This is a genomic window from Isoptericola sp. NPDC019482 (genome assembly GCF_040632295.1).
Taxonomy (GTDB): Bacteria; Actinomycetota; Actinomycetes; order Actinomycetales; family Cellulomonadaceae; genus Isoptericola.
This window is the reverse complement of sequence record NZ_JBEYBQ010000005.1, coordinates 40,188-55,178: the sequence shown is the minus strand read 5'-3', so window position 1 is coordinate 55,178 and position 14,991 is coordinate 40,188. Positions and strand designations below refer to the sequence as shown.

General features: G+C 75.1%; 15 protein-coding genes. 9 read left to right on the top strand and 6 right to left on the bottom strand.

Annotated features, from left to right (window positions below; all coding sequences use genetic code 11):
* Positions 1 to 15 precede the first annotated feature (15 nt).
* The 3 genes from ABZ493_RS05620 to ABZ493_RS05610 are packed head-to-tail and all read left to right on the top strand — an operon-like array spanning position 16 to position 1,924.
* Positions 16 to 300, top strand: a complete 285-nt coding sequence (locus tag ABZ493_RS05620) for an exodeoxyribonuclease VII small subunit (protein ID WP_430581195.1) — start codon at positions 16 to 18, stop codon at positions 298 to 300.
* On the top strand, positions 297 to 1,256 hold the full coding sequence (locus ABZ493_RS05615; RefSeq protein ID WP_430581194.1) for a carbohydrate kinase: 960 nt from the start codon (positions 297 to 299) through the stop codon (positions 1,254 to 1,256). Before ABZ493_RS05620 ends, ABZ493_RS05615 begins: the two co-directional genes overlap by 4 nt.
* 29 nt (positions 1,257 to 1,285) lie before the next feature.
* The gene (locus tag ABZ493_RS05610; RefSeq protein ID WP_430581193.1) at positions 1,286 to 1,924 is read left to right on the top strand and encodes a carbonic anhydrase; all 639 of its coding nucleotides are present in this window, start codon (positions 1,286 to 1,288) and stop codon (positions 1,922 to 1,924) included.
* A 6-nt stretch (positions 1,925 to 1,930) separates the two neighbouring features.
* Here the strand turns inward: ABZ493_RS05610 and ABZ493_RS05605 are convergent, their stop codons facing one another.
* Positions 1,931 to 2,485: a DUF1697 domain-containing protein gene (locus tag ABZ493_RS05605; protein ID WP_430581192.1), complete on the bottom strand. Its 555-nt coding sequence runs from the start codon at positions 2,483 to 2,485 to the stop codon at positions 1,931 to 1,933.
* Between the two features lie 83 nt (positions 2,486 to 2,568).
* Between ABZ493_RS05605 and ABZ493_RS05600 the strand changes: the two genes are divergently transcribed.
* Complete coding sequence (locus ABZ493_RS05600; RefSeq protein WP_430581191.1) at positions 2,569 to 4,005, top strand: class II fumarate hydratase; 1,437 nt, start codon at positions 2,569 to 2,571, stop codon at positions 4,003 to 4,005.
* A gap of 195 nt (positions 4,006 to 4,200) precedes the next feature.
* Here ABZ493_RS05600 and ABZ493_RS05595 read toward each other — a convergent pair whose 3' ends face one another.
* A complete protein-coding gene (locus ABZ493_RS05595) occupies positions 4,201 to 4,689 on the bottom strand; it encodes a MarR family transcriptional regulator (RefSeq protein WP_430581190.1) in 489 nt (162 codons plus the stop codon).
* A 69-nt stretch (positions 4,690 to 4,758) separates the two neighbouring features.
* Here ABZ493_RS05595 and ABZ493_RS05590 point away from each other — a divergent pair, with 69 nt between their 5' ends.
* Positions 4,759 to 6,105, top strand: a complete 1,347-nt coding sequence (locus tag ABZ493_RS05590; protein WP_430581189.1) for an FUSC family protein — start codon at positions 4,759 to 4,761, stop codon at positions 6,103 to 6,105.
* Between the two features lie 21 nt (positions 6,106 to 6,126).
* Here ABZ493_RS05590 and ABZ493_RS05585 read toward each other — a convergent pair whose 3' ends face one another.
* Positions 6,127 to 7,512, bottom strand: coding sequence for a PhoH family protein (locus ABZ493_RS05585; RefSeq protein WP_430581188.1), 1,386 nt, complete (start codon positions 7,510 to 7,512; stop codon positions 6,127 to 6,129).
* 259 nt (positions 7,513 to 7,771) lie between these two features.
* On the opposite strand from ABZ493_RS05585, the gene ABZ493_RS05580 reads away from it, so the two are divergent.
* On the top strand, positions 7,772 to 8,344 hold the full coding sequence (locus tag ABZ493_RS05580; RefSeq protein WP_430581187.1) for a DUF1697 domain-containing protein: 573 nt from the start codon (positions 7,772 to 7,774) through the stop codon (positions 8,342 to 8,344).
* Positions 8,345 to 8,390: 46 nt separating this feature from the next.
* A complete protein-coding gene (nhaA, locus tag ABZ493_RS05575; RefSeq protein ID WP_430581186.1) occupies positions 8,391 to 9,767 on the top strand; it encodes a Na+/H+ antiporter NhaA in 1,377 nt (458 codons plus the stop codon).
* Here the strand turns inward: nhaA and ABZ493_RS05570 are convergent.
* Complete coding sequence (locus ABZ493_RS05570) at positions 9,733 to 10,500, bottom strand: VTT domain-containing protein (protein WP_430581185.1); 768 nt, start codon at positions 10,498 to 10,500, stop codon at positions 9,733 to 9,735. The two genes, nhaA and ABZ493_RS05570, sit on opposite strands and share 35 nt — an antisense overlap.
* A gap of 109 nt (positions 10,501 to 10,609) precedes the next feature.
* Between ABZ493_RS05570 and ABZ493_RS05565 the strand changes: the two genes are divergently transcribed.
* Positions 10,610 to 11,119 (top strand): hypothetical protein, encoded by a 510-nt coding sequence (locus tag ABZ493_RS05565; protein WP_430581184.1) that lies wholly within the window; start codon positions 10,610 to 10,612, stop codon positions 11,117 to 11,119.
* Positions 11,120 to 11,132: 13 nt separating this feature from the next.
* On the opposite strand, the gene ABZ493_RS05560 is transcribed toward ABZ493_RS05565, so the two are convergent.
* Positions 11,133 to 12,545: an MFS transporter gene (locus tag ABZ493_RS05560; RefSeq protein WP_430581183.1), complete on the bottom strand. Its 1,413-nt coding sequence runs from the start codon at positions 12,543 to 12,545 to the stop codon at positions 11,133 to 11,135.
* Between the two features lie 142 nt (positions 12,546 to 12,687).
* Between ABZ493_RS05560 and ABZ493_RS05555 the strand changes: the two genes are divergently transcribed.
* Positions 12,688 to 13,365: a helix-turn-helix domain-containing protein gene (locus tag ABZ493_RS05555; RefSeq protein ID WP_430581182.1), complete on the top strand. Its 678-nt coding sequence runs from the start codon at positions 12,688 to 12,690 to the stop codon at positions 13,363 to 13,365.
* Between the two features lie 75 nt (positions 13,366 to 13,440).
* On the opposite strand, the gene ABZ493_RS05550 is transcribed toward ABZ493_RS05555, so the two are convergent.
* Complete coding sequence (locus ABZ493_RS05550) at positions 13,441 to 14,949, bottom strand: helix-turn-helix domain-containing protein (protein WP_430581334.1); 1,509 nt, start codon at positions 14,947 to 14,949, stop codon at positions 13,441 to 13,443.
* Between the last annotated feature and the right edge of the window lie 42 nt (positions 14,950 to 14,991).

The following is a 14,991-nucleotide window of genomic DNA, read 5'->3' as shown; positions in this document are numbered from 1 at the left end:
TGTTGACTGTCCCCCGTGACCGATGCGAACCCCGGTACCCCCGACCTCCCCGCCGACGTCGCCGCGCTGAGCTACGAGGACGCGCGCGACGAGCTCGTCCAGGTGGTCGCCCGGCTCGAGGCCGGCAGCGAACCGCTCGAGGCGTCCCTCGCCCTCTGGGAGCGCGGCGAGGCCCTGGCCGCGCGCTGCCAGCAGTGGCTCGACGGCGCGCGGGAGCGGCTCGCGGCGGCGCAGGCGGGTTCGTCCGCCACCTCGTCCGGCGCCGACGGCACCTCCGAGGCCGACGAGGACGACGCGTGAGCGCCCACGTCCTCGCCGTGGGCGAGGCCCTGGTGGACGCGGTGCACCGCCCCGACGGGTCCGGCGCTGAGCACCCCGGCGGCAGCCTGGCGAACGTCGCGCTCACGCTCGGCCGTCTCGGTCGCGACGTGCGGCTCGCGACGTGGCTCGGCCGCGACGCGCGCGGCGACGACGTCCGGTCCTGGCTCGCGGAGTCCGGCGTCCGGCTGGTCGACGGCAGCGACGGCGCCGAGCGCACGAGCGTCGCGCAGGCGACCCTCGACGACACCGGCGCCGCGACCTACGAGTTCGACCTCGAGTGGCAGGTGCCCGCGGACGCGGATGCCACCGCCGAGACGCTCGCGGTGCACACCGGCTCCATCGCGGCCATGCTCCCGCCCGGGGACGCCGACGTGCGGGGGCTGGTGGAGGTCGCCCGGGCGACGTCGACAGTGACCTATGACCCCAACGCGAGGCCCGCGATCATGGGGGACGCCGACGTCGTCCGGCCGCGGGTCGAGGAGATCGTCGCACTCTCGGACGTGGTGAAGGTCAGCGACGAGGACCTGGCGTGGCTCTACCCCGACCGGGCGCCGCTCGACGTCGCGCGCGCCTGGCAGGCCACCGGCCCGGCGGTCGTCGTGGTGACGTTCGGCGGCGAGGGAGCGACGGCGGTGACGGCGGCCGGCGAGGTCGCCGTCGCGGCCCCGCGGGTCGACGTGGTGGACACCGTCGGCGCGGGCGACTCGTTCATGGGCGCCCTCCTGGACTGGTTGTGGGGCGCGGACCTGCTGGGCGCTGCCCGGCGGGACGCGCTGCGCGCCATCGACCGCGCGGCGACGGCACGGATGCTCGTGCGCGCGGTCGCCGTGGCCGCCGTGACCGTCTCCCGCGCCGGCGCGAACCCGCCGTGGCCCCGCGACCTCATCGGGCCGGACCGCGTGCGGGTCGACGAGCACGGTACAGACGAGCACTGAGCAGACGAGCACGGAGCAGAGGAGCACTCATGACCCTGACCCCCACCGACGCCTGGGCCCGGCTGCGGGCCGGCAACGGCCGGTTCGTGCGCGACGAGCCGGACCACCCCGACCAGGACGCCGTCCGCCGGCGCGAGCTGCGCTCGGTGCAGCACCCGCACACCGTGATCTTCGGGTGCTCCGACTCGCGGGTGGCGGCGGAGATCATCTTCGACCAGGGCCTCGGCGACGTGTTCGTCGTGCGGACCGCGGGGCACGTGGTCGACACGACCGTGCTCGGCTCCATCGAGTACGGCACGGAGGTGCTGCACACGCCCCTCGTGGTGGTCCTGGGGCACGACTCGTGCGGCGCCGTCGCGGCGACCGCGCACACCCTCGCGACCGGCGAGCAGCCCCCGGGCTTCGTGCGCGCCGTCGTCGACAAGGTCATCCCCTCGGTCGCGGAGCTCACGAGCCGCCAGGGCGTCACCGGGCCGATCGATCCGGACGTGCTGCGCACGGAGCACGTCAAGCACACCGTCGCGCTGCTGCGCGGCTACTCGGCCGCCATCGCCACGGCCATCGACGAGGGCCGCCTGGCCGTCGTCGGCGTCGTCTACGACCTGGACGACGGCAGCGCGCACCTCGTGGCCGTCGACGGCGAGATCGGCGAGCAGCCCGTCGACTGACCCCGCTCAGGCCCGTGCGGCGGCCGCCAGCAGCCGCCGCACGGTGCCGAGGGTGCGCGTCGTCGCGACGCCCCCGGTGAGCCGCTCGACGAGCGAGTTCGGGTCGGCCCAGCTGCCCGGCCCGCCCCGCACCACGCCGAGGACGACGCCCGGTGGCGCGGCGACGAGGTCGAGCAGGTCGCGCTCGTCGGTCCACGGCAGGTCCAGGGGCAGCGGGCGCCCGCCGTCCACGAACGTCAGGGTGTCGCGGTACGTCCGCTCGTCGCGGGTGAGCGCGAACGGGTCGCCGTCGATCGCGGCGGCGACGTCGGCCAGCGGGCGCACGAGCGCCGCGTGCGTGTAGCCCGAGCGCTCGGCGAGCCGCGGCGCCGCCTCTCGCACCACGCGCTCGGCCGCGGACGCGTCGTCGCCCGGGTCGAGCAGCACGGTGCCGTTGGTCTGGAACGACCGCACCGCGCGCGCCCCCGCCTCCAGCAGGGCGGCCTCCAGCTCGGCGCGCACCGGGCTGCCTCGATGGCCCAGGTTCATCGCCCGGTAGAGCACCACGTGGGAGTACGTCACACGACGATCCTCCCCTCCTGCACCGACACGGGAGTGACCCGGCTCACGACGGACCGGCCGCGCGGGTGCGGCACGATAGAGGCATGACTTCCGACACCGTCGTCCCCGGCGCGTCCGGCGCGGGCGAGACCGAGTACCGCATCGAGCACGACACGATGGGCGAGGTGCGCGTCCCCGCGCACGCGCTCTACCGTGCGCAGACGCAGCGGGCCGTGGAGAACTTCCCGATCTCCGGCACCACGCTCGAGCGCGGGCACATCGAGGCCCTGGCGCGCATCAAGAAGGCCGCCGCGCGCGCCAACGCCGAGCTGGGCGTGCTCGACCAGGACATCGCCGACGCGATCGTCGCCGCGGCCGACGAGGTCGCCTCGGGCGCCCACGACGGTCACTTCCCGATCGACGTCTTCCAGACCGGCTCGGGCACGTCGTCGAACATGAACACCAACGAGGTGCTCGCCACGCTCGCCACGCGCTCGCTGGGCAAGGACGTGCACCCGAACGACCACGTCAACGCCTCGCAGTCGTCCAACGACGTCTTCCCGACGTCGGTGCACGTGGCCGCCACGGCCGGCGCGATCCACGACCTGATCCCGGGCCTGAAGCACCTGGCCGACGCCCTGGGCGCGAAGGCCGACGAGTTCGCGACCGTCGTGAAGTCCGGCCGCACGCACCTCATGGACGCCACCCCGGTGACGCTGGGCCAGGAGTTCGGCGGCTACGCCGCGGCGATCCGCTACGGCGTCGAGCGCGTGGAGGCGGCGCTGCCCCGCGCGGCCGAGGTCCCGCTGGGCGGCACCGCGGTCGGCACGGGCATCAACACCCCGGCGGGCTTCCCGCAGCGCGTCATCGAGCTGCTCCGCGAGGACACGGGCCTGCCGCTGACCGAGGCGCGCGACCACTTCGAGGCGCAGTCGGCCCGCGACGGCCTCGTCGAGCTCTCCGGCGCGCTGCGCACCATCGCCGTCTCGATCACCAAGATCTGCAACGACCTGCGCTGGATGGGCTCGGGCCCGAACACCGGCCTGGGCGAGATCGCGATCCCCGACCTGCAGCCGGGCTCGTCGATCATGCCGGGCAAGGTCAACCCGGTGATCCCCGAGGCCGTGCTCATGGTGGCCGCCCGCGTGGTCGGCAACGACGCCACCGTCGCGTGGGCCGGCGCCAGCGGCTCGTTCGAGCTCAACGTGCAGATCCCGGTCATCGCGCAGGGCGTGCTGGAGTCGATCCGCCTGCTCGGCAACGCGTCGCGCGTCCTGGCCGACAAGACGGTCTCGGGCATCACCGCCAACGTGGACCGCGCCCGCGCGTTCGCCGAGTCGTCACCGTCGATCGTCACGCCGCTGAACCGCGTGATCGGCTACGAGGCCGCGGCCAAGGTCGCGAAGCACTCGGTGAAGCAGGGCATGACGGTCCGCGAGGCCGTGATCGACCTCGGCTTCGTGGAGCGCGGCGAGGTCACCGAGGCCCAGCTCGACTCGGCCCTCGACGTCCTGAAGATGACGAAGCCCCCGCAGGCCTGACGTCCCTGCCACGCGACGGCGGTGCTCCCCTCGGGAGCGCCGCCGTCGGCGTTCTCCCATGACTCGACACGCGGGACTCGACACAGGGGTTGGTAAGGCTAACCTCACCTGCTACTGTCGGCGGTACGCGGGGAGGCGCCCCTCGGGGCGCGGGGCTGGGGGGTTCCACCTGAGACGTGCGGCGCCTCCCCGCGATCAGTAGTCCTTCGGGTCCAGACGGCGCAGGACGACGGCGAGCAGCCGGCCGAGCTCGGCCCGCTCCGCCGCGGGGAGGTCCGCCAGGGCCGAGCGCTCGTGCTCGATCTGCCGCGGGAACACCTCGTCGACGAGTGCCTCCCCCTCGGCCGTCAGGGCCACCAGCACGCCACGCTTGTCCCGCTCGTGCACAGCACGCTCCACCAGGCCGGCCCGTTCGAGCCGATCGAGCCGCTTGGTGATCGACGCGCCCGGGGACCCCGTCATCGTGGTGATCTCGCCCGCCCGCAGGGGTCGCCCGGACCGCCGCAGCGCGGTGAGGACGTCGAGCTCGGCCCGCGTGACGTCGCGGCCGGCGAGGTCGTCGGACATCTCAGACTCCAGCAGGGCGGCGATCCGGCGCACCCGCGCGCCGACGTCGGCGGGGGACGTGTCGACGTCGGGCAGCCGCTCGGCCCACTGCGCGCGCACGCGCTCGATGTAGTCCACGGCGACAGGATAGAGGTCACACCCCAACTACTTCCATGATGATTTACCTGTGAACTATCATGGCCGACAATGCCTCCCACCTCCTCCCCCGTCCTGACGAGCGCCCGCGACGTCCTCGACCCCGCCCACCTGCGCGCCGCGCTCCGCGTCAACCCCGCCGACGCCACGATCGCGGCGGCGCTGCGCGTCGGCGCCGCCGCCGCCGTCGTCCTCGCGCTGAGCGCCGCCGTCGGGCGCACCGACCTGGCGGCGTTCGCCTCCCTGGGTGCGCTCGTCATCCTCTACGGCCGGTACGAGCCGTACCGGCGGCGCGCGACCCTGCTGGCCGGCGTCGCCGCCGTGTTCGTCGCGGCCTTCCTGCTCACGGCCTCCCTCACCGCCGCCGGCGCGCCGACGCTCGTCGTCCTCGCGGTGGTGGCGCTGGTCGCCGGCGTGGCCACGGCCCTGTGCGCCCTGGTCCGCACCGGGCCGCCCGGGGCGAGCATCGTCGTCTTCGCCGCGGCGGGCGGCATGGTCGGGCCGCTCACCTGGTCCGACGTCGGCGAGCGGGGCGTCGCGTTCGCCCTCGGCGCCGCCGTCGCGTGGGTCGTCGGCATGAGCGGCTGGCTCGTGCGCCCGAGCGCGCCGGCCCGCCTGGCCGTCCGCCGGGCCGCGGACGCGGTGCGGACGTCGCTCGACGCCGGGCCCGACGACCCCGGCACCGCGCGGGCCGCGTCCGCCGCCGTCGCCCGGGCCCGCGAGGTGCTGGCCGACGACCTGTCCCGACGGCGCACCCGCGACACCGCCCGCGTGCTGGCCGCCGAGCTGGCCGCGGTCGCGAAGGCGCTCGAGCCCTCCGCACCCTCCGCGCCCGGCGACGCGGCCCGCGCCGTCGCGCCGGCCGATGCGCTGCCGCCCCGCCGCCGCCTGCGCGACGACGTCCGTACCACGTGGCGCGTCCCCGGCTGGCGCCTCGCCGGGGTCCGCGTGGTGCTGGCGAGCGTCGTCGCCGGCGCGGGCACGCTCGCCGCCGGGCTGAGCCACCCCGCGTGGGCGCAGCTCGGCGCCACGGCCACCCTGCAGGGAGCGAGCACGCACCACGCCGTGGTCCGCGCGCTGCAGCGCGGGGGCGGCACGGTGCTGGGCGCCCTGCTCGCCTGGCCGCTGCTCGCGGCGCACCTGTCCTTCGCCGCGACCTGCGCCGTCGTCGTGGTGCTGCAGGTCGTCACGGAGGTCGTCGTCGGGCGCCACTACGGCCTGGCGATGCTCACCATCACGCCGATGGCGCTGCTGATGACGTCCCTCGGCGGGTCGGTCGACCCCGCCGGGATCGCGGCGTCGCGCGCCCTCGACACCGTGCTCGGCGCCGTCGTCGGCGTGCTCGCCGTCGTCCTGGTGCACCCGCGCCGCCGGCCGGCCGCGCCTGCGGCGGCCTGACCGGCGGCGCGGCACGCCCCGTCAGATCTCCAGCGACTCCAGCATCTCGGTGACCAGCGCGGCGACGGGCGACCGCTCGGAGCGCGTGAGGGTCACGTGCGCGAACAGCGGGTGCCCCTTCATCGCCTCGATCACGGCGGCGACGCCGTCGTGCCGGCCGACCCGCAGGTTGTCGCGCTGCGCGACGTCGTGCGTGAGGACCACGCGCGAGTCCTGCCCGATGCGGGACAGCACCGTGAGGAGCACGTTCCGCTCGAGGGACTGGGCCTCGTCCACGATGACGAAGGCGTCGTGCAGCGAGCGCCCGCGGATGTGGGTCAGCGGCAGCACCTCGAGCATCTCGCGGTCGATCACCTCGTCGACGACGTCGGGCGAGACGAGCGCACCGAGCGTGTCGTAGACCGCCTGGGCCCAGGGGTTCATCTTCTCGGACTCGGACCCGGGCAGGTAGCCGAGCTCCTGCCCGCCCACCGCGTACAGCGGGCGGAACACGATCACCTTGCGGTGCTGCCGGCGCTCGAGCACCGCCTCCAGGCCGGCGCACAGCGCCAGCGCCGACTTGCCGGTGCCGGCGCGCCCGCCCAGCGACAGGATCCCGATCTCCGGGTCCAGCAGCAGGTCGATGGCGATGCGCTGCTCCGCGGAGCGGCCGTGCACGCCGAAGACGTCCTGGTCGCCGCGCACGAGCCGGACCGTCTTGTCGGGCGTGACGCGCCCGAGGGCCGAACCGCCCGGCGAGTGGATCACCAGCCCGGTGTGGCACAGCAGCGGAGACGCGGCCTCGACGACGGCGGGGTCGAGGGCCGCGAGCTCCAGCTCGCCGCCCTCGTACAGCGTGCCCACCTGCTCGTCCGCGACGTCGATCTCGCGCATCCCGGTCCAGCCGGAGTCGACGGCGAGCTCGTGGCGGTACTCCTCCGCGCGCAGGCCGACCGCCGACGCCTTGACCCGCATCGGCAGGTCCTTGGAGACCACGGTGACGTCACAGCCCTCCGCCGCGAGGTTCGCCGCGACCGACAGGATCCGGGTGTCGTTGTCACCGAGGCGGAACCCGGCCGGCAGCACCTGCGGGTCGGTGTGGTTGAGCTCCACGCGGAGCGTGCCGCCCGCCTCGCCGACGGGGATCGGCGCATCGAGGCGGCCGTGCTTGAGACGCAGCTCGTCGAGCATCCGCAGCGCGCTGCGCGCGAAGTAGCCGAGCTCGGCGTGGTGCCGCTTGGCCTCCAGCTCCGTGATCACGACGACCGGCAGGACGACGTCGTGCTCGGCGAAGCGGTGGATCGCCCGCGGGTCGGACAACAGCACGGACGTGTCGACGACGAATGTGCGGGGGGTGGTGCCGTCCGGGTCGGTGGCGTCGACCGTGTCGACGGTGTCGCGCTCAGGGACGGGTGCGGTTCGGGCCACGGCGAGCTCCCTCCAGGTGGACGGGCGGCCGCCCCGGGGGCACCGTGCGGCGCCCGGCCGGAGCCGGCCCTCCCGCACGGAGCGTGAACCCCATCGGCTGGCCTCCCCGAGGACGGCTGGACTCCGTCCCTGGGCGCCAAACTACGACGCTGTGATTCGCGCCACCACCCCCACGTCGGCGGGTCGGGAAGTTGTCACCCGCAGTTCACGCGCCGGACCCCGCCGCGACGCACGCCGGAAGGGCGAGCACCATGGAGCCGTGGCCCCGAACCCCTCCGCGTCCTCCGACGACGCACGCACCGCCTGGGTCGTGCTGCTGCGCGGCGTGAACGTCGGCGGGTCCCGCCGCGTGACCTCCGCCGACCTGCGCGAGGCCGCCGCCACGGCGGGCCTCGCCGACGCCCGCACCTACGCCAACAGCGGCAACCTCGTCGCCCTCGGTGCGCCCGACGGCGACGTCGCCGGGCGCGTCGCGGCGGCGCTGGCCGACCGCCTCGGCGGTGACCTGCGCGTCGTCGCCCTGCCGGCGCAGCGTGCGGCCGCCGTGCTCGCTGCCGACCCGTTCCCCGACGCCGTGGCCGACCACCCGTCCCACGTGCAGGTGCACGTCTCCCCCGAACCCGTGGACGCCGACGCCCTCGCGCGGCTGGTGGAGGACCGGCCGGAGCGGGTCGCCGTCGTCGACGGCGTGCTCTACGTGGACTACGTGGTGGGCATCGGCCGGTCGAAGCTCACCCCCGCGCTGGTCGACAAGGCAGCGGGGACCTGGACCACCGCGCGGAACTGGAACACCCTGACGAAGCTGGTGGCGATGGCCGGCGAGGCGACCTGAGACGCCGGGGCCGGCACCCGCCACCGGACGTTAGGCTGACCCGCGGGTGAGCCGGGAAGTCTGGTCGGTGGCACCGGCTGCGACGCCGGCAGGACCATCGACCCCACGACCGGACGGGAGCACGACCCTGACCTCCGAGACCGCCACCCCACCCTTCGGCACCCGCCTGCGCCGCTTCGCCTCGCGCGAGACCACGGGCGGAGCACTCCTCATCGGCGCCGCCGTCCTCGCCCTGATCTGCGCGAACGCGCCGTGGCGCGAGGCGTACTTCGCGCTGTCCGAGGCGGTGCTCGGCTTCGACCGGCTGGGACCGCTGTCCGTGCACCTCGACCTCACGGTCGCGGAGTGGGCGGCCGACGGCCTGCTCGCGATCTTCTTCTTCGTCGTCGGCGTGGAGCTCAAGCACGAGTTCGTGGCCGGCAGCCTGCGCAGCCCGAAGGAGGCGGGCGTGCCGATGCTCGCCGCCGTCGGGGGCATGGCGGTGCCCGCGATCCTCTACTCGGTGATCGTCGTCGTGCTGGGCGAGCCCGGCGCCCTCCAGGGCTGGGCCATCCCCACCGCCACCGACATCGCCTTCGCGCTCGGGGTGCTGGCCGTGTTCGGCAAGGGGCTGCCCGCCGCGGTGCGCACGTTCCTGCTCACCCTCGCGGTGGTCGACGACCTGCTCGCGATCATCGTCATCGCCGTCTTCTACACGTCGGACCTCGACTTCGGCTACCTCGCCGCGGCGCTGGCCGTGATCGTGGTCTTCGGCCTGGTCGTGCGGTCCCGCCGGCCGTACTGGTGGATGCTCGTGCCGCTGTTCGCGGTGGCCTGGGCGTTCATGCACGCCTCCGGGGTGCACGCGACCGTGGCGGGCGTGCTCATGGGCTTCACCGTGGCGGCCCGGCCCATGCACGGCGAGGCGGAGCCGCGCACGCACCGCTACGAGCGGGCGGTCAAGCCGTGGTCGCAGGGCGTCGCACTGCCGGTCTTCGCCTTCTTCGCGGCGGGCGTCGACCTCGTCGACGGCGGCGGCGTCACCGAGATCCTCGGGCAGCCGGTGGTCCCGGCCATCACGATCGGGCTCGTGGTGGGCAAGCTGATCGGCGTGCTGGGCACGACGGCGCTGGTCACGCGGCTCACCCCGCTCCGGCTCGCGCAGGGCATCGGCGTGCGCGACCTGCTGCCCGTCGGCTTCCTCGCCGGCATCGGGTTCACGGTGGCGCTGCTCGTGTCCGAGCTGTCGTTCGGCCACGCGTCCGAGCACACCGAGGGCGCCAAGGCCGCCATCCTGCTGGGCTCCGTGATCGCCGCCGTGCTCGGCGCCCTCACGCTGCGCTGGGACGCGCGGCGCGCCCGCACGCCCGACATGAACCTCGACGGGGTCGACGACGCCGTCGCCGACTTCATCGGGGACGAGAAGGACCGCAAGGAGCACTGAGCGCGGCCGCCCCGCGGGCAGGGATCCGCGGGGCGGTGCCCGCCGCGAGCGCGGGCTCCCGCTGCGCCACCGCGGTCGTCCGCGGCGCCGGCGCGGCGCGGCGGCCGCGGGCGGCCCAGGCCGTGAGGACCCGGTCGACGACGAACCCGAGCACCGTGCCCACGACGATCCCGACGGCGACGGCGAGCAGCGGGTGGTCGCCCAGCGGCTGGGCGGCCACGACGCCGAGCAGCACGGACCAGGCCGCCCACGCCAGCGACGCGACGGCGGACAGCCCCATGAAACGGCGCCGCGAGAACCCGACCGCGCCGGCGGTGACGTTGACCGCCATCCGCCCCACGGGCACGAACCGCGCCCCGAGGACGACGGACGCCCCGCGCCGCTCGAAGGAGCGCGCTGCCCAGGCCACGGCACGCTGACCGCGCGGGCCGCGCAGGAACGGCACGCGCGTGGTGCCGAGCGCCCGCCCGAGGGCGTAGGCGACCTGGTCGCCGCACCACGCGCCGAGGGCCGCGACGAGGACGACGAGCGCGAGGTTCACGGCCTGACCCGTCTCGGCGCCCACCGCCATCATGATGATCACGGTCTCGCCGGGCACGGGCGGGAAGAATCCGTCGGCCGCGGTCGCCCCGAACAGGGCGGGGAACGCCCAGGCGGAGGACACGAGCGCGAACAGCGTGCTCTCCAGCTGCCCCCAGACCTGGGCCACCCCGGTGGCGATCGCGTCGATCATGCCTCCCACCCTCCGGCGCCGGGACCGCCCGCCACCATGGGGTGTGCCCCCGGTTCGACCCTGGGGGAACCCTGAGCCGCGCCCCCTGCGGGACCGCTATGCTCCGGCCGTGCCGTCCCCCGAGCTCCGCGCCGTGGGCGCCCGCGTCGGCCTGGTCGCCGGACTCGTGGCGATCGCCCTCTTCGCGGTCGGCGTCCTCACCTTGGTCGCCGACGGGTCGGTGGACACCTACCGCGTGACGCACGGCTCCGGCGTGGTGGGGGTGTTCACGCCGGAGCGTCAGCACTGCACCCAGCGCCACGGCCGGCGGGCGTGGGGCTCCGAGCGCTGCAGCTGGCGCGGCACCTTCGCCGCCGACGACGGGAGCATCGTGCTGGTGGACGCGCTGCTCAGCGACGACCTCGGGACGTCGCGCGGCGACGAACGACCGCCACCCGTGAGCCCCGCCTACGTCGAGGACCGTGCGGACGCGGAGGCCGTGTACCGGCCGGCCGATTGGTGGACCGGACCGCTCGTCGCCGGCCTCGTCGTCCTCGTCTCGGGGAGCGTCCTGGTCCTCCGACTCCTCCGCTGGTACCGGAAGGCGTCCCGCCCGGCCGAGTCCGCGTCCCGGTGGTGAGGCGTCCGGCAGTTCAGGCCGTCCGGCGGGACCGCACCGCCAGGACGAGCGCGACCAGCACGCCGACGACGCTCGCCGCCGCCGCGACCCAGAACGCGGCGGAGTAGGCCCCGGCGGGGTCGGCCGCGCCGGCCGCCAGCAGCGCGGTGACGACGGGCGCCGCCGCCGCCGAGCCGACGGTCCGCACCACGCTGTTCAGGCCGGTCGCGGCGCCGGTCTCGGTGGGCGGCGACCAGGAGACGACGAGCTGCGCGCAGATCGCGTACCCGATGCCGTTGCCGAGACCGAGCACGGAGAACGCCACGACCACGGCCCACGGCGTCGTCGGCCACAGCGCCAGCCCGACGGCGCCGAGGAGCATCACGGCCGCGGCGACGGCCCCGGTGCCGCCCGGCCCGACCCGCCGCACGAGCGCCGGCGTCGCGCGGCCGCCGAGGAAGACGAGGACGGCGCTGGGCAGCATCGCCAGGCCGGAGACGGTCACGCTCATCCCGTGGCCGTACCCGGTGCCCACCGGCGCCTGCATGAGCAGCGGCAGTGCGACGTAGCAGACGTAGGGCACGAAGCCCACGGCCACCGTCAGGAGGCTGACCAGCACGATCGGCCCGTGCCGGAAGGTCCGCACGTCGACAACGGGCGCGGCGGTGCGGCGCTCGACGAGGACCAGGGCCACGAGCAGCAGCACGCCGGCCGTGCCGACGACGATCGTCCGGGCCGAGGTCCAGCCCCAGGTGCCGCCCTGGGAGACGGCGAGCAGGACGCCCACCAGGCCGCCCGCGAGGAGCCCGATGCCGGGCCAGTCGGTCCGGCGCTGCACGGCGGGTGCGCCCCCGCGGGGCACCCAGGCGGCGACGAGCACGCCCGAGCCGAGGATCAGCAGGGCGCCGAGCACGAACAGCCAGCGCCAGCCGAGGGCGTCGACGACCACGCCGCCCACCACGAGGGCCGCGCCCGCACCGAGGCCGATCATGCCGGGGATCCAGCCGAACGCCGCCGCGAGCCGCGGCCCCGTCAGCGTCGACCGGGCGATCGCCAGGGCGAGCGGGAACGTCGCGGTGCTCACGCCTTGCACCACACGCGCCCCGAGCAGGACGCCGAGGCTCGGGGCGGCCGCGGCCACGAGCGTCGCTGCGGCGAACACGAGGATCGCGCCGAGCAGCACGCGGCGGTGGCCGAACCGGTCTCCCAGGTTGCCGACCACGGGCGCGAAGACCGCTCCGGCGAGCAGGAACGCCGTGAGGATCCACCCGGTCCCCTGCGCCGTCGCGCCCAGCTCACGGCCCAGCGTCGGCAGCGCCGGGACGACGAGCGTCTGCATCAGCGAGAACGCCAGCACGGCGGCGCTCAGCGCGAAGATCACGCGCCCGGGGTGGCGGACGACGGTGCTGTCTGGCGCATGGTCGGGCGCAGGGCTGGTCGGAGGCACGGGCGGGCTCGCTCTCTGTGATGGGGTGGCTGCGCCTCGTCGCGCGGGCCTGGTGCGTGGGCGGTGAGTCGGACGGACCGAATCGGAACGGAATCACCGTTCCGATTCACCCTAGCATCGCACCGCGGGCTACCGTGAGCCCATGCCCTCCCCCGCCGACCGCATCGACGAGCGCGCCGACCCGCCGCTGCCGGGCCGCCAGCGCGAGGCCCGCGCCAACGACACGGCGGTGCTGGCCGCCGCCCGCGAGGTGTTCGCGGCCCAGGGGCACGGCGCGTCCATGGCCGACGTCGCGCGCCACGCCGGCGTCGGCGTCGGCTCGGTGTACCGCCGCTATCCCACCAAGGAGGCGCTGGTGGAGGCGCTGCGCGTGCACGGCGTGCGCGAGGCTGCCCGCCTCGCCGCCGAGGTCGCCGACGAGTTCGCGGCGCCGGAGCAGGCGGCCGACGGCGCGGTGGGGGCGTTCCTGACGCGGCAGATCACGGGCGCCACCGGCCCGATCCTGCGCCCGACGGGTGCGACCGGCCCCCTGCCGAAGGACCTCGCGGACGCCACCGCCGAGCTGCACGCGGGGCTCGAGCGGCTGATCGCGCACGACCGCGCGGCAGGCCTGCTGCCCTCGGGCTTCACCACCGCCGACGTCATGCAGCTGCTGCTGCACCTGCGCCCGACGCTCCCCTTCCCGCGCGCCGAGGCGGACGCCCTGCACCTGCGCTACCTCCGGCTCGTCCTGGCCGGCCTGCGGGCGAGGGCGCGCGAGGACGTCGGGCTCGGCGACGGCCCGAGCTGGGACGAGTGGGTCGGCGCCTGGCACGACTGAGCCCTGCCGAGCGCGCCGACCATGCACCTGTGCACGGAATGCCTGCTCAGGACGTGCACAGGTGCATGGTCGGCGTCACGCGTCTCCCGGCGCGTGCCGCTCCAGGAACTCGTAGACCTCGGTGGTGTCGACGCCGGGGAACGCGCCGGACGGCATGGCCGCGAGCATCGACGCGTGCGGGCGGGCGCTCGGGAAGGCCTGCCCGCCCCAGCGGCGGGCGAGCGGCTCGGCCGGCCTCCGGCAGCAGCTCTCGTCGGGGCAGCGCGACGTGCTGCGCGCCGTCGTCTCCCGGCCCAGGAACCACTTGACCTGCGCGTACGGGACGCCGACGCTCACGGAGAACCGCCCGTCGGGGGTGTCCTGCACGCGGGACGTGCACCAGTACGTGCCCGTCGGGGTGTCGGTGTACTGGTAGTAGGGGCTGAGCCGGTCCGCGATCCCGAACACGACGCGGGCCGTCCAGTGGCGGCACACGTGCTGCCCCTCGACGGTGCCCAGGGGGTCGGCCGGGAAGCGCACGCCGTCGTTCTCGTACGCCTTGTGGATCGCCCCCGACTCGTGGACCTTCATGAAGTGCACCGGGATGCCCAGGTGCCGGGTCGCGAGGTTCGTGAAGCGGTGCGCCACGGTCTCGTAGGACACGGCGAACGCGTCGCGCAGGTCCTCCAGCGAGATCGACCGCCGCTCCTTCGCCTCGCGCAGCTGCTTGACCGCCTCGCGCTCGGGCACCAGGAGCGCCGCGCACAGGTAGTTCGCCTCGACCCGCTGGCGCAGGAACTCGCGGTAGTCGCGCGGCTCGGCGTGCTCCAGGACGTGCGAGGCGAGGGCCTGCAGCACGGCGGACCGCGCCTCGGACCGGCCGCGGATCCCGTTGCTCGGCAGGTACACACGGCGGTGCAGCTGGTCGATGACGGCGCGCGTGGACTGCGGCAGGTCCGGCTCGTAGTGGATCGAGAAGCCGAGGTGGGCGGCCAGCTCCCCCACGGCGCGCTGCGGCAGCGGCCCGCGCCCGTGCCCGACGTCGTCGAGCAGGCTGCGCGCGACGATCTCGAGGTCGGGGAAGTAGTTGTCCTGCGCCCGCATGTCCGCGCGCAGCTCGGTGTTGGCGCGCCGCGCCTCCTCCGGGGTCAGCGCGCGCTCGGAGTGCAGCCGCTCCAGCTCGCGCTGGAGCCCGACGATGGCCTCGAGCGCGTCCGTCGGCAGGGACTTCCCGACCTTCACAGGACGTACGCCCAGCGCGGAGAAGAGCGAGCCCCTTTGCACGCGCTCCAGCTCGATCTCCATGGCGTCGCGGTGCGACGGCGGCTCGGCCGAGAGCAGGTCCTCGACGCTCGCGCCGAGGGCGCGCGCCACCGCCTGGAGTCGGGCGATCGTCGGCTCGCGCTTGCCGTTCTCGAGCATCGAGACCTGTGACGGCGCACGTCCGATGGCCTCTCCGAGCTGTTCGAGGGTCATGCCGCGGCGGGTGCGCAGGTACCGGATGCGACGGCCGATGGTGAGGGCGTCCGCCTCGTGCTCGATGGGGATGCGCGTCGGCGTGGCGTCGTCCTGGGTACCGGGCCGCTTGTCGGTCGAGATGGCCATGGTCGAGGGTGACACGCGCCACACCTTCCGTCCAGGAGAAGA

What these genes read in the sequence shown, in the direction of transcription:
- ABZ493_RS05610 (WP_430581193.1), top strand. Translation starts at nt 1,286, where the DNA reads ATGACCCTGACCCCCACCGACGCCTGGGCCCGGCTGCGGGCCGGCAAC.
- ABZ493_RS05600 (WP_430581191.1), top strand. Translation starts at nt 2,569, where the DNA reads ATGACTTCCGACACCGTCGTCCCCGGCGCGTCCGGCGCGGGCGAGACC.
- ABZ493_RS05590 (WP_430581189.1), top strand. Translation starts at nt 4,759, where the DNA reads ATGCCTCCCACCTCCTCCCCCGTCCTGACGAGCGCCCGCGACGTCCTC.
- ABZ493_RS05570 (WP_430581185.1), bottom strand. Translation starts at nt 10,500, where the DNA reads ATGATCGACGCGATCGCCACCGGGGTGGCCCAGGTCTGGGGGCAGCTG.
- ABZ493_RS05555 (WP_430581182.1), top strand. Translation starts at nt 12,688, where the DNA reads ATGCCCTCCCCCGCCGACCGCATCGACGAGCGCGCCGACCCGCCGCTG.
- ABZ493_RS05550 (WP_430581334.1), bottom strand. Translation starts at nt 14,949, where the DNA reads ATGGCCATCTCGACCGACAAGCGGCCCGGTACCCAGGACGACGCCACG.